This is a genomic window from Methylocystis parvus (genome assembly GCF_049675845.1).
In the GTDB taxonomy this organism is placed as follows: Bacteria; Pseudomonadota; Alphaproteobacteria; order Rhizobiales; family Beijerinckiaceae; genus Methylocystis; species Methylocystis parvus_A.
The window spans coordinates 3,750,311-3,776,204 of the sequence record NZ_CP187161.1 but is presented as its reverse complement, the minus strand read 5'-3'; the positions used below and the strand labels follow the sequence as shown (position 1 = coordinate 3,776,204).

Here is a 25,894-nt window from a genome sequence, read left to right as displayed (position 1 = left end):
CTGCAGGGCGCGAGCCTCGGCGGCGAATATGGATCGAGCGCAACCTATCTCGCGGATCGCCTGGCTGAGCTTGCGCAGCGCCTTCGCCTCGATCTGGCGAATGCGCTCGCGCGTCACCGAGAACTGCTGGCCGACTTCTTCCAGCGTGTGGTCGGTGTTCATGCCGATGCCGAAGCGCATGCGCATTGCTGGCCGACTCCGCGTGTGGTCGGTGTTCGCGCGGCGCATGCGCAGCACGCGCTCCTCGCGCGGCGTGAGCGAGGCCAAAACGCGGGTCGTCGTCTCGCGCAGATTCGACTGGATCGCCGCCTCGATCGGCAGGACGGCGTTCTTGTCCTCGATGAAATCGCCGAGATGCGATCTTCCTCGTCGCCGATCGGCGTTTCGAGCGAGATCGGCTCCTTGGCGATCTTGAGCACCTTGCGCACCTTTTCGAGCGGCATGGCGAGCTTTTCGGCCAGCTCCTCCGGCGTCGGCTCGCGGCCGATCTCGTGCAGCATCTGGCGCGAGGTGCGGACGATCTTGTTGATCGTCTCGATCATGTGCACCGGGATGCGGATCGTTCTCGCCTGGTCCGCGATCGAGCGCGTGATCGCCTGCCGGATCCACCAGGTGGCGTAGGTCGAGAATTTGTAGCCGCGGCGATATTCGAACTTATCGACCGCCTTCATCAGGCCGATGTTGCCTTCCTGGATGAGGTCGAGGAACTGCAGGCCGCGGTTGGTGTATTTCTTGGCGATCGAGATGACGAGGCGCAGGTTGGCCTCGACCATTTCCTTCTTGGCCTGCCGGGCCTCGCGCTCGCCCTTCTGCACCATGTGCACGATCTTGCGGAACTCGGAAATTTCCAGCCCGTCTCGGTGGCGAGCGCATGGATCTCCGCGCGCAGATCCTTGATGCGGTCCTTCTCGTCGGCGACGAACTCCTTCCAGCCCTTCGACTTGAGCTGCGCGACGCGCATCACCCATTTCGGATCGAGCTCGGAGCCGTGGAACTTGTCAATGAAGTCCTCGCGCGCGACGCCGTAGCTGTCGGCAAGCCGCAAGAGCTTCGTCTCATAGCCGATCAGGCGCTTGTTGATGTCGTAGAGCTGCTCGACCAGCGCCTCGATGCGGTTCTGGTTCAGAGACAGCGACTTGACGTCGGTGACGATCTCTTTCTTGAGCGTGCTTGTATTTGCGCTCCTGCGCGGCGTCAGCGTCTCGTTCTTGAGCTTGTTCTCGACATTCTGGATCCTGCAGGCGCGCAGCTTCTTGTAGGCGTCGGCGACGCGCGCGAAGGTTTCGAGAACCTTCGGCTTCAGCTCGGCCTCCATCGCCGAGAGCGACAGCGAGTTCTCCATGTCGTCGTCGTCCTCGAAGCTCTTCCGCCCGGCGGGCGCGTCTCGGCGATGCCGGCCGGCGGGGTGCGCGGCGCGGTGGCGGGAGCCATCTCCGCCTCGCCCTCCTCGGCCGGCGCCTTGCCGGCGGCCTTGCCGTCGGGGCCCGGCGTAGGTGGCTTCGAGATCGATGATGTCGCGCAGCAGGACCTTTCCGGCCTCGAGCTCCTCGCGCCAGATGATGATGGCCTGGAAAGTCAGCGGGCTTTCGCAGAGACCGGCGATCATCGCCTCGCGGCCGGCCTCGATGCGCTTGGCGATGGCGATTTCGCCCTCGCGCGACAGAAGCTCGACCGAACCCATCTCGCGCAGATACATGCGCACGGGGTCGTCGGTGCGGTCGGCGGGCTCGGAGGTGCGCGTCGCGACGGCGCTCGACCGCGGACTCTCGACGAGTTCTCCGCCCTCGGCCTCCTCCTCCTCGGCGGCCTGCTCTTCCTCGACGTCGTCGGGATCGTCTCCCTCTGACACGGTGATGCCCATTTCGGAGAGCATCGCATAGACGTCCTCGATCTGGTCGGACGAAACTTCCTCCGACGGCAGAACGGCGTTCAATTCGGCATAGGTGACGAAGCCGCGCTTTTTGGCGAGCTTGATCATCCGCTTGACGGCGGCGTCGTTGAGATCGAGAAGCGGCCCGTCGGCGGCGTCTACCGTCGCGGCGCCTTCATTATCGACCTTGTCTTCGTCTTTCTTCGCCATACACAGCTCCACACGGTCCCCGGCGCGGCGCCTCACGGGGCTGCTGAACCGGACCTCGTATCTGTCGACAGTCTTCCGGAGACAGCCAACTCCGGCCCCTCCCCCAGTTCGGCGCGAACGTCAGTCCGGCGCCGATTCTCGTCCCCAACATTCTCCGCGGGGTCTTAACGCCCCGCTAACCACACTCAAATTGCGCGGTAAGGCCAGAAAGTCAAAGCGAACGCGTCGAACGCCCGGAAGAGGCCCCAAACCCTTCCAAGGCGGCTTCTGCGCCATCTAGCGCGGTCAGCTGCGTTTGAATATCCCTCAGTCGCGCCAAATCTTGCTCGCTGGAGCTTTCGGCCAGACGAGCTTCGATGGTGCGGAGTTCCCTATTTAACGCCCAAGAGCGACGATGCAAGACTAAAGCCTGACGAAGGCTTTCCGCCGCGTCGGACGGAGCCGCCTCCGGACGGACGCTCCAAAGGGCGGCATGGGCCACCATTCCCTCCAGGCGGGAGGCGACGCCGCCGAGCCCCGACGCCTCCAGCGTTTGCTGGAGATCGCCGCGCTCGCCTCCGCCAGCCTCCGTCCAGCGAACCAGGGCGTCGCGCAGCGCGGCGGCCTCGCTCGAGGCGAAGTCGAGTCCGGCCACCTCCTCCACCTGTTCCGCGAGCACCTCGGGGTGGTTCATGAGGATCAATAAAATCAAGGCGTCGCGCGGCGCGAAGGGCGGCTTGACGCCGCGAAAGAGCGGCGAATTGGCGAGCGCGGGGCTGATCCGCACCGGCCCGGCCTCGGGCGCGCCGCGGCGAAACGGCGCCCGGCGCCTCGGAACGAAGTCGCGGCCACGGCCGGGGGCCGACGGGGCGCGGCCGAAAAGTCCCGCGAGCCGGTCGCTCAACTCCTGCGCGTAGTAGCGCCGCAGCGTCTCGTCGGCGATTTGTGCGGCGATTTCGCGCAGACGGCGTTCGAGCCCCGCCCGACGCTCGGGCGTATCGAGAACGGCGTTCTGGGTCTCCCGCATCCAAAGCAGATCGACGAGCGGCAAGGTCTGCGCCAGCGCCTCAGTCACGGCGCCCGGGCCGCCGGCGCGGAGCAGTTCGTCCGGGTCCTGTCCGTCCGGCAGCAGAACAAAGCGCAAGGTCTTGCCCGCCCCGATGAGGGGCAGCGCCGTATCCACCGCCCGGAAGGCGGCCTTGAGGCCCGCCTTGTCGCCGTCGAAACAGAGGATCGGCTCCTCGGCCATGCGCCAGAGCAGGCCGCATTGGTCCGGCGTCAGGGCCGTGCCGAGCGGCGCGACCGCGTGTGGCAGCCCCGCCGCCGTGAGCGCGATCACGTCCATATAGCCTTCGACCGCGATGACGGTCCCGGCGTCATGGGCGGCCTTGCGGGCATTGTGAAGATTGTAGAGCGTCGCGCCCTTGTGGAAGAGCGGCGTCTCGGGCGAATTGAGATATTTCGCCTGCGCGTCCGCCTCCATGGCGCGCCCCCCAAAGGCGATGACCCGGCCAGCGCGGTCGCAGATCGGGAACATGACGCGGTTGCGGAAGCGGTCATAGGGGACGGGGATATCCTCGCCATGGATGAGGAGCCCCGCCTCGATCATGGTCTCGACCGTCGCGCCCTTGGCGGCGAGGTAATCGCGTAGCGCGTGGCGCTCGGGGGGCGCGTAACCGAGGCGGAATTTTTCACGGGAGGCGGCGGAAACCTGCCGGCGGTCGAGATAGGCTCGCGCCTCGCGGCCGGCGGGAGCGGCGAGCTGCTTTTGAAAGAACGCGGCCGCCCATTCCAGCGCGTCCCCAAGCGTCGCGCGGCGCTGGTCCTCCTCGCGCTGCTCCCGCGTCTCGACCGGCATCGACAAGCCGGCGAGCGCCGCCAGCCGTTCGACGGCCTCGGGGAAGCTCAGACCTTCCGTCTCCATGAGAAAGGCGAAGCCGTCGCCATGCTTCCCCGACGAGAAATCGTGGAAGAAGCCCTTCTGGTCGTTGACATAGAAGGAGGGGGTCTTCTCGGCGTTGAAGGGAGAGAGGCCGCGCCATTCGCGGCCCTCCTTCTTGAGCTTCACCTTCTGGCGCACGACCTCGGAGACCGGCACGCGGGCGCGGATTTCGTCGAGGAAGGAGGGGGAGAAGCGCATGGGGCGGTTCTAGCAACTGCCTTACCAGAGTCAAAAGTGGCGGCTCGCGGCCGCCGTTCCAACCGACTGTGGCGTAAAAGATACAGATATGCGGAAACGTATCAATAATCATACCGAGGGGTTGCCCGCCGTATGGAAAATCGATGACAAATCATGGGTCGGTATCAGGCTTGCCAGGCGGGTGTGCAATGTCTTCGAATTGGAACAGAACAGTTTCCGTCGCCGCGCTCATGGCGTCGGTCTTCGCCAGCGAAGCCTCTGCACAAACTACGCTGCCGACGATCAATGTTGGCCATACCCACCTCGTCACGCATTCGCATGGCGGCAAGAAGCATACCCACGAGGTTTACCACGTCCACGCCGTGCCCGCGCCCCGCAGCGCGAGCCCCATCGTCACGCCGGTCGTCGTCGCGGAGGCCAATGACGGCTTCGACTCGTCCGCGCAGCAGAACACGGCTCTGGGGCCGAAGATCGATTATCCGGCGCCGCCGAAGGACATGCCTTCCTCGAGCCAGCGCTTTTTCACGGGTGGGCAGGTCAACACGATCCCGGCCTTCCGGCCCGGCGAAGCGCTCGAAATCGTCCCCGGCCTCGCAGTCACCCAGCACAGCGGCGAAGGCAAGGCGAACCAGTATTACCTCCGCGGCTTCGATCTCGACCACGGCACCGACCTCGCGCTTTATCTCGACGGCATGCCGCTCAACATGCGCACGCATGGTCACGGGCAGGGTTACGCCGACGCGAATTTCGTCATCCCCGAAATGCTCGCCTATATCGACGCCCGAAAGGGCCCCTACAATGTCGAGGACGGCGACTTTTCCAACGCCGGCACGATCCGCATGCAGTATTTGCGGAAAGTTCCTCAGGGCGTGTTCTCCACGACCGGCGGCATCTTCAATTATGGCCGCGTCTTCGGCATGAAATCATGGGAATTCGCGGGCGGCGACATTTTCGGCGGCGGCGAAATCACGACCTATGACGGCCCCTGGCTGGTTCCAAACAACGCGCGCAAGATCAACGCAGTGCTGCGTTGGTCGCAGGGCGAAGAAAACAACGGCATGTCGATCACCGGCATGGCCTTCGCGAACCGCTGGAATTCGACGGATCAGATTCCCACGCGCATCATGGACACCGGCTTTTTCTCGCGCTGGGGATCTCTCAGCCCGACGGACGGCGGGAACTTTACGCGATTCAGCCTCTCGGGCCGCTGGGCGCAAGAGACCGCGGATTACTGGTCGAAGGTCGAAGCCTTCGCCATGCATTCGACTCTCAATCTCTACAACAACTTCACCTATTTCCTCTCTCACCCGGTCATTGGCGATCAATTCCGTCAATTCGATCGGCGCACCATGATCGGCGGCAACGCCTATCACGCGATCAAGTTCAACCTCCTCGGCGACAAGGAGAGCGAGTGGCGGTTCGGCTTCCAATCGCGCTACGACGACATCCGCGTGGGGCTGCAGGACACGGTACAGCGCACGCCCTACGCAACCACTCGCAACGACCACGTCAGCGAGGGCAGCATCGCTCTGCTGACCGACGTCAAGACGAAATGGTCGCCCTGGCTGCGGACGGTCGTGGGCGCGCGGTGGGATTATTACTGGGGAAGCAATCAGGGCTTGCAGGCCTATTGGGATTCGCCTTTGTCGCCGGGGCTCGACAGTCCCGGTTTCGATCCGACCAATCCGGTCCGCATCTGGACCGGGCCGCTCAACAGCGGAACCTATAACGCGCAGTTGATCAGCCCGAAGGCGTCGGTCATCATCAATCCGTGGGATGACAAGACGGACTTTTATCTGAACTTCGGCCGCGGCTTCCACTCGAACGATTTCCGCGCGACGACGCAACGCTTCGCGGCCACGGAGCTGGACGATAATGGCGGCTACGCCAGCGTGCCGCATAACGGCCTGCTCTCGCCCTCGACCGGCGCCGAGGTCGGCGTGAAGACGCGGGTGATCGACAAGCTCGAGAGCGCCGCGACCCTGTTCTTCATTCAGACCGCGCAGGAAAACATCTTCGAAGGCGACAGCGGCAACACCGTCATTGCGCGCGGGGCCAATCGCATCGGCGTCGAGCTCTCGAACCACTACCGGCCGCTTTCCTGGCTCGCCTTTGAGGGCGACGTTACGGCGACGCATGCGCGCTTCAGAGGTTTCAACTGGGAACAGGCGAACTTCTACAACGAGCTGCTGCAGCCCGACGCTTTCCCGTGGTTCTCCTGGCAAGGCAACGCCCCAGGTAACTATTTGGTGAACGCCACGCCAATCGTCGCGACAGGCGTTATCGAATTGGGCGAGGCCACGGGCTACTTCGCCAATTTCAAATATCGCTACATCGCCCCCCGCGCGCTGACGGAAGACGGCTTCTACAAGAGCCCGGCGATCGGCACGGTGAATGCGCGCGTCGGCTATCGCTGGAAGGAGGGCTGGAAGCTTCAGCTCGACGTCTTCAACATGTTCAACTCGCGGTCCCAGCAGATCGCCTACGGATATGGCTCCTTCCTCGCGACCGATCCGCTGTTCCAGGCCTGCGCCGGCGCCATCCCTGTCCCGACGACCGCCGCAGTTTGCGGGCTAGGCCAAATGGGCGTCGTCGGCCATCCGATCGAGCGGACGTCCTGGCGCGTGACCTTTGGCGGCCCGCTCGACTTCGATCCGCGCTCGACGACTAAAGCGCCGGACCTGACAGAGCCGTTCCAGTTCTTGAAGGCCTGGAATTAGGGACCGCTCATCAACGAGGCAGGCGCGCGGCCGGGCGTCGCGGAGATGATCCGCGCCGAGCCGCTCCGCTTGTTCGGGCGGCTACCGACGCGCAGACCCCGCCCTTGAAGGGAGCCGCTAATCGTGCGGATGCGCGTGGCGATGAGCGCCGCCGTGTCCATGGGCTTTTTCGGCCTCTTCTGGCTCCGCCGGAACGACGACGAGCTGCCCGTAGCGCACGCCGCGCTCGCCGATGAGGTGGCTGGCGAAATGCTCGACCTCCGTTTTGGGGCCTTTCAGAAGGGACACTTCCAGACAGCTTACTTCGTCAAGATGCACATGCAGCGTCGCAATCGACATATCCGCATGGGTGTGATGATCGTGCACGAGTTTTCTGGAAAGCTGCCGCGTTTCATGGTCGTAGACATAGACCAGCGCGGCGACGCAGTTGCGCGCCCCGTCATCGGCCTTCGGCTCCTTCAGCAGCCCCGCCCGCACGAGGTCGCGCACGGCTTCCGACCGGTTTTGATGGCCGCCCGCCTCCATGTATCGATCGAGCGCGGCCATCAGCTCATCGTCGATCGTCACCGTTACGCGCTGCATTTGATCCCGCCCGGCTTTCTGGCCGCATCCGCTCCGCCTTCTTAGCTGCGCCGTGCCCCCCTCGCAATGTTCCGGCGGCCCTCTTTGCGGGCTCCCCCCGAGATCTCCGCTTGGCCTTGTCCGCGGGCCATGCCTTTGGCATGGTGCGCGCCAACCAAAACAAAAGGAAACGCCGAAGATGACCGGGTTCTGGAGGAGACTGGCCGCCTTACTGTCCTTGAGCGTGGGGCTCGCCCTCGCCGCGCCCGCTCTGGCGCATACGCCCGACATATCGACCGGCAAGGTCGCCCCGCAGGCGAACCGCGTCTACCTCGTCGACGTCGGCTTCCTCGCGACCGACCTCGAGCGCATGTTCCAGGAGACGATGGACGAGCGTTCGAGCGTCGACCTCTCCCCGCCCGGCGTGCTGGAGGAGGAGATTGGCAAATTCGTCAGCCGGCGCGTCGCCATGCGCGACGAGAGCGGCCGCGCCTGCATGGCGAAGGTCGAGAAATCGGGCGAAGACCCGACGAACCAGGACAGCGCCCTCGTCGTCATGCGCTTCGATTGCTCGGGGACGAACGGCAAGGTTTTCTACGACGCGACGAAGCTCCTCGCCGCGCAGGGCTCGAAGGGCAAACATCTCGTCACCCTGCTCGGCGAGAACGCCGGCGAGACGATGCTCTATCCGCAGAATCCGCCGCTCGACCTCTCCCAGCCCATGGAGACGACCGCCCAGCTCATGAAGAAATTCTTCGAGGCGGGCATCGAGCACATCGTCACGGGCTACGACCATCTCTGCTTCCTCTTCGCGCTCATTCTCTGGGCGACGCGCGTCTGGCCGGTGGTGAAGATCGTCACCGCCTTCACGATCTCGCATTCGATCACGCTGTCGCTCGCGGCGTTGAACATCTTCGCCCTTCCGTCCGCGCTCACCGAGTTTCTGATCGCCGCCTCGATCGTCTTCGTCGCCGTGGAGAACTATTTCTCGCGCGACGTCGACAATCGCTGGCGCAACACCTTCCTCTTCGGCTTCATCCATGGCTTCGGCTTCGCCTCGGCGCTGACGGAGATGGGCGTGCCGCAGGGGGGCGTGGTCCCGGCGCTCGCCGCCTTCAACATCGGCGTCGAATTCGGACAGATCGCGATCGTGATGGCGGTGATGCCGATCCTGTTCTTCATCGACAGGCAGACGGGCGGAAAACGCAGCGAGAAGCTCGTTTACGCCGTCTCGGGGCTGATCGCCCTGGCCGGCGCCTGGTGGATGTTCGAGCGCCTGCCGAGCGTCATGCAGATGTTCAAGGGCGCCAAGTAACGCCCGGAAAAGGGGGAGGGATAACGGGGGTCCTTGTCGATGCCCCTCCCCTCCCCTAATTGCCGCCGCTTAAAGGAGCGACGGCCATGAACGCGCTGAAGACGGACGATTTCCGAGTGGAGCGACAAGACGGCGAGTGGGTCGTAACCTTCACGCCAACCGGCGCGCGTTTCTTTTTCGGCGCCGACGGCATGGAGACGCGGGCGAGCGAATCCGACGTGCCGCCGGAAGATCTGCCGATGGATTTTGATCCGCTTGAAGTCGAGCGCATGGCCGCGCGGCTGGCTTATCTCGCCCAAGGCCACGCGCAGTAGATCAACCCTTCACCCGCACATATTCGCCGGGCGCGTCGCAGATCGGCTTGAGCTTGCCGCCTGGCTCGCGCGCAGGAACCTTTCTCGGCGCCTGGGCCGTAACCCATTCCAGCCAATGCGGCCACCAGGAGCCCTTGTGCTCCTCGCCCTTCGCCACCCACTCCTCGAAGGTTCCCGTCAGCGGGCCGCCGGTCATATAGCCATATTTGCCCTTGGCAGGCGGATTGATGATGCCGGCGATATGGCCGGAGCCGCCGAGCACATAGGTCACGTCGCCGCCGAAAAACTTGTCGCCCCGGAAAACCGAGCGCGCCGGCGCGATGTGATCCTCTTTCGTCGCGATCGAGTAGATCGGAATCTTCACGAGACGCAGATTGATCGGCACGCCGCTCATCACCATCTCGCCGCGCGTGATGCGGTTCTCGATGTAGCAGCTGCGCATGTAGAAAGAGTGGTTCGCGCGCGGGATGCGCGTTGAGTCGGAATTCCAGTACAGCAGGTCGAAAGCCGCCGGCTCGACGCCCTTCATGTAATTGTTGACGACGTAGTTCCAGATCAGCTCATTCGGGCGCAGCATGTTGAAGGCGTTAGCCATCTTCACGCCTTCGAGATAGCCGGTCTTGGCCATGGCCTCGTCGAGCGCCGCCATTTTCTCCTCGTCGATGAGGATCTGCAGATCGCCCGCCTCGCTGAAATCGACCTGCGTGGCGAAGAAGGTGACGCTCTCGATCCGGTCGTCGCCCTTCGACGCCATGTAAGCGAGCGTGAGCGCAAGCAGCGTGCCGCCCACGCAATAGCCCGCCGCCGTGACCCTGCGCTCGCCCGTCGCCTTCTCGATCACGTCGAGGGCCGTGAGAATGCCCTCGTGCATATAGGCCTCGAAGCCCTTCTCAGCCTTGCTCTCGTCTGGATTGACCCAGGAGATGATGAAGACCGTGAAGCCCTGCTCCACGGCCCAGCGCACGAAGCTCTTCTCCCTGTTGAGGTCGAGCACGTAGAATTTATTGATCCAGGGCGGCGTCAGCAGCAGCGGCCGCGCATAGACCTCCTCGGTCGTCGGCGTATACTGGATCAGCTCCATAACGTCATTGCGCCAGACGACCTTGCCGGGCGTGTTGGCGAGGTCGATCCCTAGGCGAAACTTGCTGTCGTCCACCTGGCGAATCTTCAGCACCCCGCCGCCGGCGCTGAGATCCTCGGCGAACATCTTCATGCCGCGAATGAGGTTCTCGCCCTTGTTCTCGATCGTCGCGCGCAGCAGCTCGGGATTCGTCGCGATGAAGTTGGATGGGGATACGGCGCTCGAAATGAGGCGCGTGTAGAACAGCGCCTTGGCGCGCGTCTGCGGGTCGAGCCCTTCGGCCTTGTCGACCATGTCGCCGGCCCAACGCGCCGCATAGAGATAGGATTGGCGCAGCCAGTCGAAGAAGGGATTTTGCTCCCATTCGGGCGAGGAGAAGCGCTTGTCGCTCGGATCCTGCGCCACGATGGGCGGAACCTGCTCGCCGGTGTAGCGTCGCATCGTCTGGCGCCAGATTTCGCTCAGGCCGCCATAGAGCTCGGCTTGCGCCACGGCGGCCTTCTCCGGCTTGGCGAGCCAATATTCGGCGACCGTGCCGAGCGTCTTGGTGGCGTCGGCGACATTGGCGGCGAGTTCGCTGCGCGCGCCCCCGGCATCGACACTGCCAATGGCCGCAGCGAGCGCCTTACGGCCTTGATCGACGAGTTGAGCCATGTTCTCGGCGAAAGTCTCGACATCGACCGCCGGCAAGGGCGTCGGGCTCTGCGGCGCTTCCGCCCGCTTTTTCGGCCCGGCGACGGGCTCGGCCTCGGCGGTTTCGATCGCCAGGATTTTAACCGGCTCCTTAGCCTTGGCTTTCTTGCCGGCCTTCTTCTCGGGCTTGCTCTTTTTCCGGGACTTTTCCGCGCGCTCCGAAACCGCCTCGATCTCCTGCGTCGCCTTGCGCCGTTTGATCGAATGCTCTTCGTCGCGCCCCATTGTCATGCTCTATCCTGTTCCCGTCCCGGCCCGCCTAGCGGTTTCGGCAATTTGCGCAGTATGACCGTACAAAACCGGCGCGTCCCGGTTTATCGACCTTCGCGCCCAGAAAAGCGCGCCCACCGGGCGCGGTCAAAATCTAGCACCGATATATTACAGCCCGATAGGGATGGGAAAGCGCCGCCGCCCGGCCATTATGTCGCGGCGCCGGCGCCCCCGAAGGCTTCGCGCCAGCGTCTCCGCTCAATAAGAAACAGGCCGGCGCGGCGCCGGCGGAGCGGAGACAGGCATGTTGCGGCGCGAAACAGCTTCGTTTGCGATTCTCGTCATTTGCGGACTTTCCGCCTGCGCGAGGAGCCACGGCGAGATCGCGCCCGCCCCGGTGCCGCCGAACGCGTTCTCAGCGGCGGATTGCCGACAGCTCTCGCTGATGCGCGCAAAGGCCGAGCGGTCGCTCGTCCTTTCCGAGATTGCGCAGGATCACCGCCACGCTGAAGACCGTACGCGAACTTTCGGCGTTCCGACGCCTATGGCGACAATCTTCGACGGAGACCATGAAGCCGAGGTCGCCCGCCTGAAAGGCGAAGCCTATGCGCTCGCGGCCCAGCTCGAGCGCGCAGGCTGCGTCGCCCGGGAGGGCTGACCCCGGCATTGCGCGAGACTTGCGGCGAAGCGCGCAGCGCCGCGCGTGGAAATTCTTTGTTTAGGCGCGGCGCTCAGGCTTCGCGCGATAACTGCGTAACGGAGAGGGTTCATGAGCGTAGCGCATGGCGTGTCGATGACCGGAATGACGATCGAAGAATGCCAAAGCCTGGACACGCCGCTGCGTCAGGATCTTGAAGTCCTCGATTACGAAATTCGCAGCCTCGTGGCGCGCATCCGCAAGGAAGCGGGCGACGCCGGCGCCGACGATACAATTTTCATCAAGGCCTCCTCGACCGTGCTCCTGTCCATAGCGGCAAGCCTCATGGCGCGCGCGGCGCAAGACAAGAGCGCCGCATTTGACGCTCTCGATTTCGCCGCAAACGCAAGTAACGCCGCGAGATGGGCGCAGGAGCGACGGCTGAGATATTTCCTCGGCGGCGAGGCGTGACTTTAGATCGCATAATATCTGCTTTTCATGCGACGCGCGGCCTGCGCCTTTCCTGGCGATGCGCTTGGCGACAGACGGCAACCGATTTCGACCCCGCGCCGCCACACGATTTGGGCCGAGTAGATCTCGCCGCTGTCCTCGTCGAAGAGTTGGAAGAGCGACGGCAAAACCACATGGCGCGCAAGGCGCAGCCGAGCGCCGTCTTTCGCACGGTCCGCAATCACGCAGTCGCACAGAAAGCAATCCGCGCGATCGAGCGCCTTTCCCCATTTCAGCCGTGAAATGCGACGCTCCGCGCCACGTCGTTCGACATGCGCATCCGCGAGACGTCGATAGGTTGGCGCACTCCATCGGCTCGCCCGCCAGCGCGCGAGGAAGGATACGCTTCCTGCAAACGCATCGCGTCCAGGACTTCATCGTCGCCGCCGGCCATGCGCCTCGCTCCCCGCTTCCAAAACGTAAGGAATTGTTAAGCGAGGAGCCGACCGGCGCGCAACCGACCGCGACGTTCGGCCAGCTTCGGACAAGGCCGCGAGGCTTTACTCTCGTCGGATCATTCTATCCGGATCAGATCATGAGCAGCACGTTCGGTTTATTCAACACTTCCGTCATGGGCATGTCCGCGCAGGCCGACGCGCTCGCCAACATCTCCGAGAACATCGCCAATTCGAGCACCGTGGGCTACAAGCGCGCGACGACGCACTTCCTTACGGTGCTCAACGGATTTCAGGGCGCCGATCAGTTCGGCGGCGGCGTTTACACGCGAAGCCGCTACGATGTCACGAGCGAGGGCGCTGACGCATACCGGCAATTCCACGGACCTCGCGTGGGAATGGCTTCTTCGTCGTGTCCGACAGCTCCAGCGCCACCTTCCTCACCCGTGCGGGATCCTTCGTGCCCGATACGGGACGTCTCGTCAACGCCGCCGGCTATTACCTGATGGGCTTTCCCAGCGGCGCGCAGACGGAAGCGCTCACCAATATGGAGGTCGTGCGCATTCGCAACGACCGCCTCTACGCGACGCCGACGACGCAGCGCGTTTCCGCCAATCTCCCGTCAGGGCATCCGACGATCGCCGCGGCGGACCTTCCGTCAACCAACGCCGCCTCGGCGAAAATACAGCGCAAAGTCCTCGCTCACCGTTTACGACAATCTGGGTAAACCGGTCGTGCTCGATACCCTATTACGCGAAAACGGGCCCGAACGCCTGGAACTGACGCTCTGATTCCGCTGGCGCGACCAATGGCGGCTTCCCCTACGCCTCGGGCCGATCGCGACACAGGCAACGGCTCGATTCTGAGCGGCGCGGCGCTGAACTTCACGCCTCCCGGCGGCGCGGCGATTGCACTCGATATGAGCAATACGACGCAGCTTGGCGCGCCTTTCGTCGTCAAAAGCGTCACCGTCAACGGAAACGCAGCAGCAGCGATTCAGGCAGTCCAGATCTCCGCAAATGGCGATGTCAATTATCTTCTCGACAATGGACAACTCGCTTCGGCCTATCGCATCGGCGTAGCGGATGTCGCGGCGCCGACGGCGCTCTCCAACTACACGGGCAACGTCTATGCCGCGAACGGCGACTCCGGCCCGATTTTCGTCGGCGCCGCCGGCGCAGGCGGACGCGGGGAAATCGCGTCCGCGACGCTCGAAGCCTCTACGGTGGACCTTGCGACCGAACGTTCGACCATGATCGTCGCGCAGCGTTCCTACACGGCGAACACACAGTCTTTTCAGGTCGCCTCCGAAATCCTGCAAGTCCTCAACAATCTCAAATAAGCGAGCAGCCCAATGTCCCTCTCCTCGGCAGGAAGCCGTCGCGACCAAATCGCTCGGCGTGATCTCCAATGAGATCAGCGTCGCGTCCCGCAACATCAGCGCCGCCGGCGTGGCTGGCGCCAGCCTCAAACATGCGCGAGTCTCGACAGGCGACGATGGCGTCGAATTTCTGGGCGTAAGACGCGCCGCAAACGGCGCGCTGTTTCGCAACCTCGTTTCGTCCACCGCTGCGCAGGCGACGCAAACCACCATTTCGGACTTTCTCGCACGGATCGACCAGTCTCTCGACCTCGACGATCCGGCCAATAGCCGCGCGCCAGCGACAATGATCGCAAGACTGACCAGCGCGCTCCAGAGCTATAGCGCGTCGCCCGCAAATCAGACCGCCGCGCAAGTGGCGCTCAACGCGGCCCAGGACGTCGTCGGCTCCCTGAGGGACGCGACGGCCGCGATACAGGACGAAAGGCGGCAGGCGGATGTCAGCGTCGGCTCCGCGGTCAAGGAGATCAACGACTTCCTGGCGCAATTCGCGGATCTCAACGCCGAAGTGGTCGCCGGTTCGATCGCTGGCGCCGACGTCACCGACGCGATGGACCGCCGCGACGGCGTTCTCCTGCAACTTTCCAAATCGATCGGCCTGACGACGATCGCGCGGGCGAACAACGACATGGTCATTTACACGGACAGCGGCGTCACGCTGTTCGAAGCCACGCCGCGCCTCGTGACGTTCAAGGAGACGCCCAACCTCTCCCCAGGCGTCGCAGGCGCCGCGGTATATGTCGACGGCGTTCAAATTACTGGCGCAGGCGCAACTCTGCCGCTTCGCTCTGGAGCCATCCAGGCCTTCACCAAATTACGCGATGAAACAGCGTCGCAATTCCAGAGGCAACTGGACGAGATCGCACGCGGCCTCGTCGTCGCTTTCGCGGAGAAGGACCAAAGCGAGGCCGGCGGCCCGCCCTTGCCTGGCCTTTTCACCTATGCCGGCGCCACGCAAGCGCCCGGCGCCGCTCTGATCGACGGTCTCGCGGGCCAGATCGAGGTGAACGCGAATGTCGATCCTGGGCGCGGGGGAAACCTCATGCGCCTGCGAGACGGCGGGATCTCCGGCGAGGCCGCCTATGTCTACAACGCGTCAGGCGCCGCAGGATATGCGGGCCGACTTATAGAAGTCGTCAACGCCGCAGCGGCTCCTCAATCCTTCGACGCGCAAGCCGCTCTGACCGGGACGAACTCCCTGAATGCATTTGCGTCGGCGTCGATCGGCTGGCTCGGCTCGCAGCGCAAGCAGAGCGAAAGCGCCAAGATCTATATCGACGCCGTCGTCTCCCAAACCATGCAGGCGCTCTCCAACGCGACAGGCGTCAACCTCGACGACCAGATGTCCCGAATGCTGGCGCTGGAAAACTCCTATCAGGCCTCCGCGAAGCTTCTCGCAACCGTCAATTCTATGTTCGACGCCCTCTTCTCGGCCGTACGTGCGTGAGTTTCTCCATGTTCTACATCACCTCGACCTATACGATGACGGCGTCACTGCGCAGCGTCATCGCCAATCTGCAGACGGATCTCGCGCGCAGCCAGAAAGAAATGACGACCGGCGTTCACGCCGATCTTGGGGCGACGCTCGGCGTGCGCGCCAGCAGGAGCTTTTCGCTCGCTGGGACACAAGAGGCGATCGAAGCCTTGCGCAACACCAACAAGCTCGTCAATGCGCGGCTGGACGCATCCCAATCCGCGCTCGACAGCCTCCTCGCCGACGCGCGCAACATGCGGGCGACGCTCCTTGCGGCCCAGAATGACGGCGGCCAGAAAGAAGCCATCATCGCGCAGGCTCGTCAGGGGCTTGCGACTTTGATCGCAAAGCTGAACAACGGCGATGGAGAGGGCTTCCTCTTTGGCGGGATCGCGAGCGACCAGCCGCCTGTCGCGAATTATTTCGCAAGCCCTCCCGCTTCCAACAAGCTGGCGCTGGACGCGGCGTTCGCCTCGGCGTTCGGCTTCGGTCAGAGCGATCCCGCAGTTTCCGGCATTACGCAGGCGCAGCTCGACGGCTTTCTCTCCAGCGGCTTTCAAAACCTCTTCTCGGATGCGGGCTGGCGCGCGACCTGGTCCCGCGCCTCCGACCAGCCGCTCCAGAGCCAGATCGCGCTTTCACGCGTCATCGACAGCTCCATCACCGCGAATGAGCCCGCCCTGCAAAAGCTCGCCGCGGCATATGCGATGATCGGCGACCTTGGCGCGGAACACATGAATGGACAAGCCTACAAAGCTCTATTGAGGAGCGCCACGACGACCGTCGACGCCGCAATCGGCCTTTTGACGAAAGTGCAGGCGCGCGTCGGCGTCATGCAGGGCGACGTGCGGAACGCCAGCGAGACGATGAGCGTGCAGTCCAACACGATCCTGCTCCAGCTCCAGGATATTGAGGGCGTCGATCAGACCGAGGCGGCGGCGCGAGTGAGCGGTCTTATGACCCAGATCGAGGCCGCCTATACGCTGACTTCGCGCATCAGCCAGCTCAGCCTGACAAAGTATCTCTAAGAGCGGAAACGGAGCGCGATGTATCAGCAACGCTACGCCGAAGTCGCCAGCGACTCTTCCAGGAGCGCGCGAGAAAGAGAGAAGGCGGCGCTGCACACCGCCAACGCCAAGCTCGCCGTCGCCAAAGCACGCGGCGCGCTTACGCCCGAGGCGTTCGAGGCGACGGATTTCGTCAAGCGGCTCTGGACTGCTTTCATTGCGGATCTGAGCAATGAAGAGAACGGGCTGCCCCCGGATCTGCGCGCGTCGCTGATCTCGATCGGTCTTTGGATCCGCCGCGAAGCGGATCTCATCGATCAGGGCAAATCGAGCAATTTCGAGGGCATCATGGACATCAATCAACTCATCGCCGACGGACTGACCTGACATGAACATTTCCCTCCGCCGAGGCGAACGTATTTTCATCAACGGCGCGGTTCTACGGGTCGACCGCAAGGTCTGCATCGAACTGCTCAACGACGTGACTTTCCTCCTGGAAAATCACGTGATGCAGGCCGAGCAGGCCTCGACGCCGCTGAAGCGGCTGTATTTCGTCATCCAGACGATGATCATGACGCCTAATGACTGCGAGGCCGCGATCCAGCTCAGTCGCGAGATGCTCGTCTCCCTCAACAGCACCGCGCGGGACCAGCGTATTGTCGCCGGCCTTTCGGCGGCGGTTCGACATATCGAAGACAGGAGGCCGTTCGAGGCCCTCAAATCTGTCCGGGCGCTCTTTCCCATCGAGGCGGAACTTTCCGTCCCGGACAAAAAAAACCGACGCGATGTCGCATGAAAGGAAATGGAATGACGGTCTCAAACATCCCGAGCATTTTTCCGGCCTCGTCAAGGGCCGCCGCCAATGCCGACGCATCGAAAGCCGCGGGCGACTTTAACGCCTTCCTCCAGGTGCTCGTCACCCAAATCAAGAACCAGGATCCTACAAAACCGTTGGACCCAACGCAGACCGTGACGCAACTTGCAACGTTCTCATCGGTTGAGCAAGCTGTGAAGACCAACGCGCTCCTCGGACAGCTCGCAGACTCCTCGACGCTGTCCCAAGCCTCCAGCCTCATCGGACGAATAGCCTCCTCTGCCGACGGCTCCTTGAGCGGCGTCGTGACGTCCGTCACCATGGTGGATGGCGGCGTGGTCGCCAATCTCAAGGACGGTCGCAGCCTTCTTCTCGGACCCGGCGTATCGATCAGCTAATCATGAATGAAGCAGACGCGTTGGAAATCGTCCATCGAACGATCGTCACCATCCTTGTCGTATCCGGCCCGCTTGTAAGCGCGGCGATGGTCGTCGGCGTCCTGGTCGCGCTGCTGCAGGCATTGACCCAGGTCCAGGAAATGACGCTGACCTTCGTACTAAAATCATCGCGATGATCGCCGTTCTTGGTCTATCGGCGCCCTTCATTGGCTCGAAGATCAACACGCTTGCGCAATTCGTCTATGCGCGCATCGAAAAAGGCTATTGAACGGCGCCCGGCGCCAAAAGCAGGAGCGCGGTCATGAGCGACGTCGTCAATGTGAAGACGCCCGCGCAAGGTGAAGGCAGTTCGCGGGACATCGGCTTCGCCATGTCCATCGTCTTCATCCTCTGCGTCTTTTTTCTCCCAATCCCGCCATTCCTTCTCGACGCCGGCCTCGCCTTCTCGATCGGGCTGTCGGTGCTCATCCTGATGGTTGCGCTCTGGATCCAGAAGCCGCTCGACTTCTCGTCCTTCCCAACGGTCTTGCTGGTTGCGACGATTCTACGGCTGTCGCTCAATATTGCAACGACACGCCTAATTCTGTCCAACGGATCCGAGGGCTCTACCGCCGCGGGCTATATCATCAGCGGCTTTTCCCGCCTTGTGATGAGCGGCGACTTCGTCATCGGACTCACCGTCTTCGCGATCATCGTCACGGTCAATTTTCTGGTCATCACCAAGGGGGCCACACGCATCGCCGAGGTCGGGGCACGCTTCACGCTCGACGCCATTCCCGGAAAGCAGATGGCGATTGACGCAGACCTTTCGGCCGGGCTGATCGACGAGCGCGAGGCTCAGGTCCGCCGCCGCGAACTCGAAGAGGAAAGCGCGTTTTTCGGCTCGATGGACGGCGCCTCGAAATTCGTCCGCGGCGACGCGATCGCCGGCCTCATCATTCTGGCCGTGAATATTTTCGGCGGCGTCATCATCGGCGTCACCCGCCACGGCATGAGCCTCGCTTCGGCGGCGGATGTCTACACCAAGCTATCGGTCGGCGACGGCCTCGTCTCCCAGATTCCAGCCCTGATCGTTTCTCTCTCTGCAGGCCTTCTCGTCTCAAAGGGCGGAACGAGAGGCTCGGCCGAGCAAAACATCCTTCGGCAACTTGGCATGTATCCGCGCGCGCTTTTCGTCGCCGCGCTGCTGATGTTCGTGCTCGCGCTCATTCCCGGTCTGCCCCTCGCCCCTTTCGGCGCGCTCGGCGGCGTCATGGCCTTCGTCGCCTATCTCATCCCAAAACAGGCGGAAAGGACTCGCCTGCTCGAAGACGCGGCGCAGCGCGCGATCGAGATGCAATCCCAACAGGAAACGAAAGACTCGGCCCGCAACCTTCTTCGGGTCGCGCCGGTCGAGCTGCTGCTCGGCAAGCAACTATGGGCGGGCCTCCTGTCGTCTCAGGCCGAGCTCGGCCGGCGCGTTCTCAAGATGCGGCGCAACTTCGCCCGTGATTACGGCTTCATCTTCCCCGAGATCAAGCTCTCCGACGATATCGACATTCGCTCGAAGCAATATCACATCCGCATACAGGGCGCCCTCGCTTCGGCCGGCGAGTTACGACTGGGACATCATCTCGTCGTCATTGGCCACGGGCCTGCGCCCGATCTCCCAGGCGACGAGACGACTGATCCCGCTTTCGGCATCCGCGCAATGTGGATCGCCGACGCCATGGTTGAAGAAGCGAAGCGTCAGGGTTTTTCGCCAATCGACCCCGTTTCCGTGCTGCTGACGCATGTGTCCGAGACGCTTCGCAGCAATCTCGCGCAGCTTCTCACCTACAGGGACCTGCGCATCCTTATCGATCGTCTCGAGCCCGAATATAAGCGTCTTGTCGACGACATGACTCCGAGCCTCGTCACGCATTCGACACTTCAGGGCGTTCTCAAGCTGCTCCTCTCGGAACGCGTTTCGATCCGCAATCTCGAACTGATCCTTGAAGCCGTCGCCGAGGTCGCGCCATTCGTCAGACGCGCTGAACCGATCGTTGAACACGTCCGCGCTCGGCTCGCATCGCAAATCTGCAGCGATCTCTCGGTCGATGGCGCGCTCGGCGTCCTGAGGCTCGGACCGAGATGGGATCTTTTTTTCCATGAGCATTTGAAGCGCGACGCCAAGGGTGAAATCCTGGGCTTTGACGCCGACCCGTCGCTCGTCGAGAAATTTTCGCTCGAAGCCGGCGCGGCTATTCGAGACCGCATAGAAAGAGGCGAGACATTCATCGTTCTGACGGCGCCCGAGGCGCGGCCTTATGTTCGACTGCTGCTCAGTCGCCCTTTTCCATCGCAGGCCATTCTCTCTCATCTCGAAATCGCCGGCGGCGTTCAGATCAGGTCGCTTGGGACGATCTCGTGATCGCCAGCCCTGTTCTTCCGACCTTTATCCTGTTTTGCCGCGTGGGGGGATGCTTGATGACGGCTCCCGGATTTTCGAGCGACCGGATCCCTGTACGAACCCGCCTCTCTATTGCGCTCGCAATCTCATTCGCGTTGACGCCGGCTCTGATGGATCAGGCCGATCATATCGCTCTGGATCGCACCCCCGCGACGTTCGTCGCTATCCTCTTCTCGGAGCTCCTGATCGGCGTGACGCTCGGCTTGTTGTCTCGCTTCTATTTCCTCGCGCTCGAAATGCTCACAACGAGCGTTGCAATGACCTTCGGTCTGGGCAACATTTTCGGCGTCGCGATCACGGAGTCGGAAGCGGCCCCGGCCTTGACTTCTTTAGTCATGACAAGCGCCGTGACGCTGCTTTTCGCCACAGACCTGCATTTGGAGCTCATACGCGGCCTGTATCTTTCCTACGACGCAGCCCCGATCCAGGATGGCCCCTCCGTGTTCATTCTTCTCCGGGAGATCATGAGCGTGCTTTCCCAGTCCCATTCACTCGCGCTACGTATATGCAGCCCATTCCTGCTATTCGGGTTCATCGTCAATGTCGCGTTGGGGCTCGTCGCTCGCCTTGCGCCGCAGGTTCAGATTTACTTCCTCTCGGGTCCTCTCACGATCTTCATCGGGGTTTACGCCCTTTCCATCCTGGCGCCCGATTTCTTCTCGACATTCACGTCGGGATTCGCCGCGTGGCTTATATCTCCATGAAGCAACGCCGCGACCGGTTGGAAAGGACAGCGCATATTGCGCAAACGCTCTGGCGCCTCCAGAAAATGAGGCAGGCGCAGAAAGAGGCTGAACTTGGAGAGCTACGAAAGGCTACGGCCGCTGCTCTAGAAAGCCTGGAAGCATCGGAGCCAGCGCTTGCCACTCAACGCCTCGCCTTTCTGTCCCAGCGGCGCGCCGAGACAGAACAGGCTATCGCTTTGATGCGAGAACGCGCTCGGGATTACGGGGCGCGTGCCAAGCTCGCTGAAAAGGCTCATCGAAATGCAGACCAGGCATTGCGACGAGACGAAGCAGATGCGGAACGCCGGAGGCTAGCTGACGTCAGCGCGCCGAAAGGCGACTGAGCTAGTTATATCTTGGCAGCTTGAGGAGGAGCCGTGTCTATTTTTCCCGCTACGGACATCGTTTCCGACGTCGCGCGCGCTGCGGATCCGCGACGGGTTAGAACCGCCATGCAACGATTGGAGAGGGCGGCCGCACCCCTTGAAGCCCCACCGACAAAATTCGAAGCGCCGCGCTTTGCAACTCGACTTGGCGCGAAAGCTCTTCCTTCGTCGCGACTCATGAGAGCGCGCCACCAACGGAGCGACGACCCGAATCGCCTGGCCAAAAGTTCGAAGCCTTCCTTTTGGGGAGTTGGCTGGAGATGCTTTTGCCAAAGGAAGAAAGCGGAGTCTTCGGCATGGGGGCCGCTGGAGACGTTTGGCGCTCCCTCATGGCGGAGCAACTCGGGGCGCAGCTCTCGCGATCCGGAGGGATCGGCGTGCAGAAGCTCATCGATCAGAGCTACGCACCGTCTACCGACACGCGCGCTTGAGCACTCCATGACGCAGGAAGCTTCCCCATCCGTCGGGAGTGAAGGCGACGCCACCCCCGCCCTGGCTCTCGCACTTTGCATCGAAAGGCTCGAAGCCATTATTCTAGCGGAAACAAACTTGCTCAAGCAGGGCGGCAATCTTGATTTCGAAGCGCTAAACGCCCGCAAGACTCATGCTTTGATGGAGTTCATTCAGGCGTCGAAGGGCGCACGACTGCGCGATGCCGACGGCGTGATCGACGGCGCGGAACGCTTGCGAGAGCTTCTCGCCGTGAACGCGGAAATTCTGGACCGGCATCTGCAGGCCACGCAGGAGATCGCCATGCTCATGATCACCAGCATCCGTCGCGACGACTCAGATGGCACCTATTCCGCGCGCCGGCACGGAGCGCGGTGATGGGAAAGACCTTTCTCATCGGAGTCTGGGCATGCTGCGTGACCCTCGCCGCGACTTTTGGCGCCGCCTATTGGCGCGCAACGCCAGCGAAGGGCGCGCAGGGTCAGCATGAGGAGGCGACGCAGACGCGGCTGTTGAAGCCCGTCACTGTGCCGGTGATCATCGATGGCGCGCTGAAAGGTTACGTCTCCGCGGAATTCAATATTGTCATGGTCGGCCACGATGCTCACGGCGGCGGCGTCGATCCTGAAAGCTTCTTCATCGACGAGGCGTTCCGCCTGATCTATGCCGACGCGAAGACTGATTTCGCGCATCTCCAAAAGGCGGATCTTGCGGCGCTGACGAAACAGCTCACAGCCAACATCAACCAGCGCCTGGGCAAGGCTGTCGTGAAGGAAACACTTGTAAAAAGTGTGACGTTCGTTGCTCGGGAAGATATACCGCGTTAGATGCGCGCGGCCCAATGGCCGCGCGCATTAATTTTCAAGCGACGCGGTGCACCGGCAGATAGGCGGCGTTCTTTACAATGGTCGGACCCGCTTCGCCACGCAAATGGCTTTCGATCGCCTGGGCGATCTTCCTGTTCGAATCCTCGCCGTCGTCCGCCTCCCCTCCCTCCGCCGGAGTTTCGTAGATCGCCGAAAGCTCCGCGATGAATCGCTCCATGGATTTGAGCGCGCGATACTGCGGTATTTGCGTGAGCTCCTCCGCCATCTGCCGCCGGAGCTGTTCGAGTTGGGACATCGGATGCATCGAAGCCTCTTTTCTGCTTGCAATTGCTTCAGCCTAAAGTCCGTAGCTTTCTCGGAACTTGCCGAGTTTAACGAATTCTTACTGCGACCGTTAGGATCTTCAGTTTCAGGCCAACCGCCGCGCGTAGATTTGCGACCGTGAATTTGGAGGCCTTCATGCGTTCGAACCGGTATGAGAGATTGATTTCCTCCGACTTTATGCTTCGCGGCGCGGGCGTAGCGCTGGCCGCGGGAAGCCTCGCCTTCGCGGCCCAGCAACTTTCTCGACCCACGCAGCCACAGATCGCCGGACTCGAGCATCTCGCCATTTACGCCAGACCTGCGAGCCGCGTCGCACAACCTCTCCGACGCGAGCGCGCTATCGATTACACGCCGATCGGATCCACCCATAGCCACGTGTCCGGCGCCTTGATCGGCGCTTATGAAATTGTGGAGGCGTCAGGCGATTCCGCTCTCATGCGGCTGCCAGAAGGACGCATTCAGCGCGTCGCGCCTGGTAGTCGCATCGCCGGGCTCGGATCTGTCACCGGGATTCGTCGATCGGCGCAAGGATGGATTGTGATCACGCAAAGCGGCGTTATTCGACAGAACTAACGTCGCAGCGTTCAAGCGCCGCGTCGATTGCGTCATTGCATTGCGCGAGAGTGAGATCAGACGAGAAGCCGCTTTCGACGCGGCGGTCGGGATGCAACAGCCACGCCATCTCGCGCCGCAACGCGCGCAATGTCGCTCTGGATCCTCTGGCGCGAACGAGTTTTTCGTTGAATTCGGTCGCGGAGAGCGGCGCGCGGTCCCAACTGACAGGATGCGCAGCTCCATTTTGGAACTGCGCGTATGCGTTGAGCGCACATGCCTTCGAGCGGCGCCAAACGGTGAGCGCCTGCAATTCTAACGCGATTCCGCGACACTTGAGGTATGGAGCGCTCTCGGCGAGAGCGATCCTCTGGCTCTCCAGCGCGTTCAAAACTCGTGAAAACTCGGACACCCTTCGCCCCGCTGGTCGGCGAGGCGAAACCTATCTCGAAAACGCTAAGGCCCTCTTATCCGGCAGCGCGCAAACTGTTTCCCTGCGTCTGCAACGCAGGTTGCGTGACGAGCAGATAGCCGAGGAAGCGTTGCGAATCGATGGGATCATAGCCGAGGCGCGCGCGCAATTTCTTGCGCAGCTTGCTGATATGGCTTTCGATGACATTCTCTTCCACGTCGTCGTCGAATAGGCCATAAACGGCATTGAAGATTTGCGCCTTCGTTAGACGGCGCCCGCGATTGACGAGAAGATATTCGAGGATCCGACGCTCACGCCGCGGCAGCGAAAGAGTCTCACCGTTCACAATCGGATCGCCGCCGTTGAAAAACACCTGAATGCCCCCGACGATGGCGCAATCCGGCCGCGTTTCGGCGCGGCGACGGATCGCGTGCACGCGCGCCAGGATTTCGCGGACATGCACGGGCTTGCGGACCACATCGTCGACGCCGGCGCTGAAGAGGCCGAGCGTCTGCTCGAGCGAGGGCGCATCGTTCATCGCGATCACCGGCGCCTGCGACCTTCTGCGGATGATGCGCGGAATGTCTTCGCGCTCTGGGCAGTCGCCGATAAGAAAAGCCTCGACCGCCTGCATGTCGCCATCGCCGACGCTCGCCACCCAGTCTCTGAACTGGCCCGGGCGAAACCCCGTGGAAGCGATGCCCTCCTGACCAAATCGACAGGCGTATCCATTCGTTACAAGGTCACGCTCGTCGACGATGATGAACATGCTGGGGCTCCTCGTTCAAGAATTTCAGGGGCCGCTTCGAATCGGCCGATGAGCCCAGTTAAGTTCCGCCAAACCTTCCGGTCAACAGAATACTGATAGTAAACAACAAACCGGCATCCGCATCATTGCTTGATGCGAACAGTTGAATGTCAACTTTTAGTACTGTATTAACCAAACAAAACGTCGTCCATCTGCGTCAGCGGCAAGTCATGCGCTGCGGCCACTGGCTCCGAGACGACGCGGCCGCCAGTAATTTCGAGCCCGGCGCGAAGATGCGCATCCTCCATTAGCGCGCGAGGCCAACCCTTGTTCGCGAGCGCGAGCACGAAGGGCAAGGTCGCGTTGTTGAGCGCGAAGGTCGATGTGCGGGGCACGACGCCCGGCATGTTGGTGACGCAGTAATGGACAACGCCATCGACGACATAAATCGGGTCGGCGTGACTGGTGGGGCGCGACGTTTCGCAACATCCGCCCTGATCGATGGCGACGTCGACAATCACAGAGCCGCGTTTCATTGTTTTGAGCATGTTGCGGGTGACGAGGATGGGCGCTCTGGCGCCAGCCGTGAGTGCGGCGCAGATGACAAGATCGGCGCGCTTGATAGACTCCGCCACGGCCGCCCGCGTCGAATAGATGGTGCGCGCGGCGAAGCCCAATCTCGCTTCGGCGCGGCGCAGGGCGTCGACGCTGCGATCGGCGATCAGCACATTTGCGCCCATGCCGAGCGCAATGGTCGCGGCGTGAAGCCCAACGCTTCCTGCGCCGAGGATGAGCACATCCGCCGGCGGCACGCCGGGCGCCCCTCCGAGCAGAACGCCGCGTCCCCCCGTGAGCTTTTCGAGAAAGCGCGCGCCCATCTGCGGCGCAAGACGCCCGGCGATTTCCGACATGGGGGCGAGGAGAGGCAATCCGCCGCCGGGCGCGGTCACCGTTTCATAGGCGATGCAATGCGCGCCGCTCCGCATCAAGCCTTCTGTCAACGCGCGATCGGCCGCGAGATGGAGATAGGTGAAGAGAAGCTGACCCGGCGTAAGCAGCGCGATTTCCGAAGACAGCGGCTCCTTGACCTTAACGATGAGGTCGGCCCCCGCAAATATTTCCGCTCTATCGACGAGCGAGGCGCCCGCGGCGACATATTCCTCGTCGGCCAGGCCCGCTCCTTCTCCCGCGCCGCTCTCGATCAGCACCGCATGTCCGGCATGCGCGAGTTCGGCGACGGAAGAAGGCGTCAGTCCGACGCGATATTCGTTGTTCTTGATTTCTTTCGGCGCGCCGACACGCATGTGCAGCTCCAAACGGATGGGCAAAA

At 62.6% G+C, this 25,894-nt stretch carries 26 protein-coding genes and 2 pseudogenes; 21 read left to right on the top strand and 7 right to left on the bottom strand.

Translation table 11 applies throughout. The features are described from left to right. Nucleotides 1–51 precede the first annotated feature (51 nt). Together rpoD and dnaG are read right to left on the bottom strand one after the other, a co-directional pair. A pseudogene (gene rpoD / locus ACPFMJ_RS19515) lies at nucleotides 52–2,080 on the bottom strand (RNA polymerase sigma factor RpoD); the annotation flags it as partial. Nucleotides 2,081–2,291: 211 nt separating this feature from the next. After that, a complete protein-coding gene (gene dnaG, locus ACPFMJ_RS19510; RefSeq protein ID WP_424361552.1) occupies nucleotides 2,292–4,199 on the bottom strand; it encodes a DNA primase in 1,908 nt (635 codons plus the stop codon). 188 nt (nucleotides 4,200–4,387) lie between these two features. Between dnaG and ACPFMJ_RS19505 the strand changes: the two genes are divergently transcribed. Further along, complete coding sequence (locus ACPFMJ_RS19505) at nucleotides 4,388–6,919, top strand: TonB-dependent receptor (RefSeq protein ID WP_424361551.1); 2,532 nt, start codon at nucleotides 4,388–4,390, stop codon at nucleotides 6,917–6,919. Nucleotides 6,920–7,036: 117 nt separating this feature from the next. Here ACPFMJ_RS19505 and nikR read toward each other — a convergent pair whose 3' ends face one another. Next, nucleotides 7,037–7,501 carry a nickel-responsive transcriptional regulator NikR gene (gene nikR / locus ACPFMJ_RS19500; RefSeq protein ID WP_424361550.1) on the bottom strand — a complete coding sequence of 155 codons (465 nt, stop codon included), beginning with the start codon at nucleotides 7,499–7,501 and terminating at the stop codon, nucleotides 7,037–7,039. A gap of 178 nt (nucleotides 7,502–7,679) precedes the next feature. Here nikR and ACPFMJ_RS19495 point away from each other — a divergent pair, with 178 nt between their 5' ends. Further along, nucleotides 7,680–8,795, top strand: a complete 1,116-nt coding sequence (locus tag ACPFMJ_RS19495) for a HupE/UreJ family protein (RefSeq protein ID WP_424361549.1) — start codon at nucleotides 7,680–7,682, stop codon at nucleotides 8,793–8,795. Between the two features lie 86 nt (nucleotides 8,796–8,881). Further along, nucleotides 8,882–9,109, top strand: a complete 228-nt coding sequence (locus ACPFMJ_RS19490; protein WP_424361548.1) for a hypothetical protein — start codon at nucleotides 8,882–8,884, stop codon at nucleotides 9,107–9,109. Between the two features lies 1 nt (nucleotide 9,110). Here the strand turns inward: ACPFMJ_RS19490 and phaC are convergent, their stop codons facing one another. After that, nucleotides 9,111–11,114: a class I poly(R)-hydroxyalkanoic acid synthase gene (gene phaC, locus ACPFMJ_RS19485; RefSeq protein ID WP_424361547.1), complete on the bottom strand. Its 2,004-nt coding sequence runs from the start codon at nucleotides 11,112–11,114 to the stop codon at nucleotides 9,111–9,113. Nucleotides 11,115–11,397: 283 nt separating this feature from the next. Between phaC and ACPFMJ_RS19480 the strand changes: the two genes are divergently transcribed. The 17 genes and pseudogenes from ACPFMJ_RS19480 (at nucleotide 11,398) to ACPFMJ_RS19400 (ending at nucleotide 22,528) form a co-directional block, all read left to right on the top strand. Then, entirely contained in the window at nucleotides 11,398–11,751 is a 354-nt protein-coding gene (locus ACPFMJ_RS19480) for a hypothetical protein (RefSeq protein WP_424361546.1), read from the top strand. Between the two features lie 111 nt (nucleotides 11,752–11,862). Beyond that, nucleotides 11,863–12,201 carry a hypothetical protein gene (locus ACPFMJ_RS19475; protein WP_424361545.1) on the top strand — a complete coding sequence of 113 codons (339 nt, stop codon included), beginning with the start codon at nucleotides 11,863–11,865 and terminating at the stop codon, nucleotides 12,199–12,201. Nucleotides 12,202–12,538: 337 nt separating this feature from the next. Continuing rightward, nucleotides 12,539–13,141 (top strand): flagellar basal body protein, encoded by a 603-nt coding sequence (locus tag ACPFMJ_RS19470; RefSeq protein ID WP_424361544.1) that lies wholly within the window; start codon nucleotides 12,539–12,541, stop codon nucleotides 13,139–13,141. Next, nucleotides 13,048–13,362: a hypothetical protein gene (locus ACPFMJ_RS19465; RefSeq protein WP_424361543.1), complete on the top strand. Its 315-nt coding sequence runs from the start codon at nucleotides 13,048–13,050 to the stop codon at nucleotides 13,360–13,362. Before ACPFMJ_RS19470 ends, ACPFMJ_RS19465 begins: the two co-directional genes overlap by 94 nt. Before the next feature lie 81 nt (nucleotides 13,363–13,443). After that, nucleotides 13,444–13,977 (top strand): flagellar hook-basal body complex protein, encoded by a 534-nt coding sequence (locus ACPFMJ_RS19460; protein ID WP_424361542.1) that lies wholly within the window; start codon nucleotides 13,444–13,446, stop codon nucleotides 13,975–13,977. Nucleotides 13,978–14,035: 58 nt separating this feature from the next. Then, on the top strand, nucleotides 14,036–15,463 hold the full coding sequence (gene flgK / locus ACPFMJ_RS19455; protein WP_424361541.1) for a flagellar hook-associated protein FlgK: 1,428 nt from the start codon (nucleotides 14,036–14,038) through the stop codon (nucleotides 15,461–15,463). A gap of 8 nt (nucleotides 15,464–15,471) precedes the next feature. Beyond that, nucleotides 15,472–16,518, top strand: coding sequence for a flagellar hook-associated family protein (locus ACPFMJ_RS19450; protein WP_424361540.1), 1,047 nt, complete (start codon nucleotides 15,472–15,474; stop codon nucleotides 16,516–16,518). A gap of 18 nt (nucleotides 16,519–16,536) precedes the next feature. After that, a complete protein-coding gene (gene flaF, locus ACPFMJ_RS19445; RefSeq protein ID WP_424361539.1) occupies nucleotides 16,537–16,884 on the top strand; it encodes a flagellar biosynthesis regulator FlaF in 348 nt (115 codons plus the stop codon). A gap of 1 nt (nucleotide 16,885) precedes the next feature. After that, nucleotides 16,886–17,293 carry a flagellar biosynthesis repressor FlbT gene (gene flbT / locus ACPFMJ_RS19440; RefSeq protein WP_424361538.1) on the top strand — a complete coding sequence of 136 codons (408 nt, stop codon included), beginning with the start codon at nucleotides 16,886–16,888 and terminating at the stop codon, nucleotides 17,291–17,293. A gap of 11 nt (nucleotides 17,294–17,304) precedes the next feature. Further along, nucleotides 17,305–17,709, top strand: a complete 405-nt coding sequence (gene flgD, locus ACPFMJ_RS19435) for a flagellar hook assembly protein FlgD (RefSeq protein ID WP_424361537.1) — start codon at nucleotides 17,305–17,307, stop codon at nucleotides 17,707–17,709. 2 nt (nucleotides 17,710–17,711) lie between these two features. Continuing rightward, nucleotides 17,712–17,977: pseudogene (locus ACPFMJ_RS19430) on the top strand (flagellar biosynthetic protein FliQ). 33 nt (nucleotides 17,978–18,010) lie between these two features. Further along, complete coding sequence (flhA, locus tag ACPFMJ_RS19425) at nucleotides 18,011–20,101, top strand: flagellar biosynthesis protein FlhA (RefSeq protein WP_424361536.1); 2,091 nt, start codon at nucleotides 18,011–18,013, stop codon at nucleotides 20,099–20,101. 56 nt (nucleotides 20,102–20,157) lie between these two features. After that, nucleotides 20,158–20,844 (top strand): flagellar biosynthetic protein FliR, encoded by a 687-nt coding sequence (locus tag ACPFMJ_RS19420; RefSeq protein ID WP_424361535.1) that lies wholly within the window; start codon nucleotides 20,158–20,160, stop codon nucleotides 20,842–20,844. Next, nucleotides 20,826–21,209, top strand: a complete 384-nt coding sequence (locus ACPFMJ_RS19415) for a hypothetical protein (protein WP_424361534.1) — start codon at nucleotides 20,826–20,828, stop codon at nucleotides 21,207–21,209. The genes ACPFMJ_RS19420 and ACPFMJ_RS19415 overlap by 19 nt, the downstream gene beginning before the upstream one ends. A 302-nt stretch (nucleotides 21,210–21,511) precedes the next feature. Next, nucleotides 21,512–21,682 (top strand): rod-binding protein, encoded by a 171-nt coding sequence (locus tag ACPFMJ_RS19410; protein WP_424361533.1) that lies wholly within the window; start codon nucleotides 21,512–21,514, stop codon nucleotides 21,680–21,682. Between the two features lie 7 nt (nucleotides 21,683–21,689). Then, entirely contained in the window at nucleotides 21,690–22,079 is a 390-nt protein-coding gene (locus ACPFMJ_RS19405; RefSeq protein WP_424361532.1) for a hypothetical protein, read from the top strand. Continuing rightward, nucleotides 22,079–22,528, top strand: a complete 450-nt coding sequence (locus tag ACPFMJ_RS19400; protein WP_424361531.1) for a flagellar basal body-associated protein FliL — start codon at nucleotides 22,079–22,081, stop codon at nucleotides 22,526–22,528. Before ACPFMJ_RS19405 ends, ACPFMJ_RS19400 begins: the two co-directional genes overlap by 1 nt. A gap of 34 nt (nucleotides 22,529–22,562) precedes the next feature. Here the strand turns inward: ACPFMJ_RS19400 and ACPFMJ_RS19395 are convergent, their stop codons facing one another. Then, entirely contained in the window at nucleotides 22,563–22,832 is a 270-nt protein-coding gene (locus ACPFMJ_RS19395) for a hypothetical protein (RefSeq protein WP_424361530.1), read from the bottom strand. Nucleotides 22,833–22,987: 155 nt separating this feature from the next. Between ACPFMJ_RS19395 and ACPFMJ_RS19390 the strand changes: the two genes are divergently transcribed. After that, entirely contained in the window at nucleotides 22,988–23,425 is a 438-nt protein-coding gene (locus ACPFMJ_RS19390) for a hypothetical protein (protein WP_424361529.1), read from the top strand. 446 nt (nucleotides 23,426–23,871) lie between these two features. On the opposite strand, the gene ACPFMJ_RS19385 is transcribed toward ACPFMJ_RS19390, so the two are convergent. Together ACPFMJ_RS19385 and ald are read right to left on the bottom strand one after the other, a co-directional pair. Further along, entirely contained in the window at nucleotides 23,872–24,585 is a 714-nt protein-coding gene (locus tag ACPFMJ_RS19385) for a response regulator transcription factor (RefSeq protein WP_424361528.1), read from the bottom strand. A 167-nt stretch (nucleotides 24,586–24,752) separates the two neighbouring features. Then, nucleotides 24,753–25,868, bottom strand: coding sequence for an alanine dehydrogenase (gene ald, locus ACPFMJ_RS19380; protein ID WP_424361527.1), 1,116 nt, complete (start codon nucleotides 25,866–25,868; stop codon nucleotides 24,753–24,755). Nucleotides 25,869–25,894 lie beyond the last annotated feature (26 nt).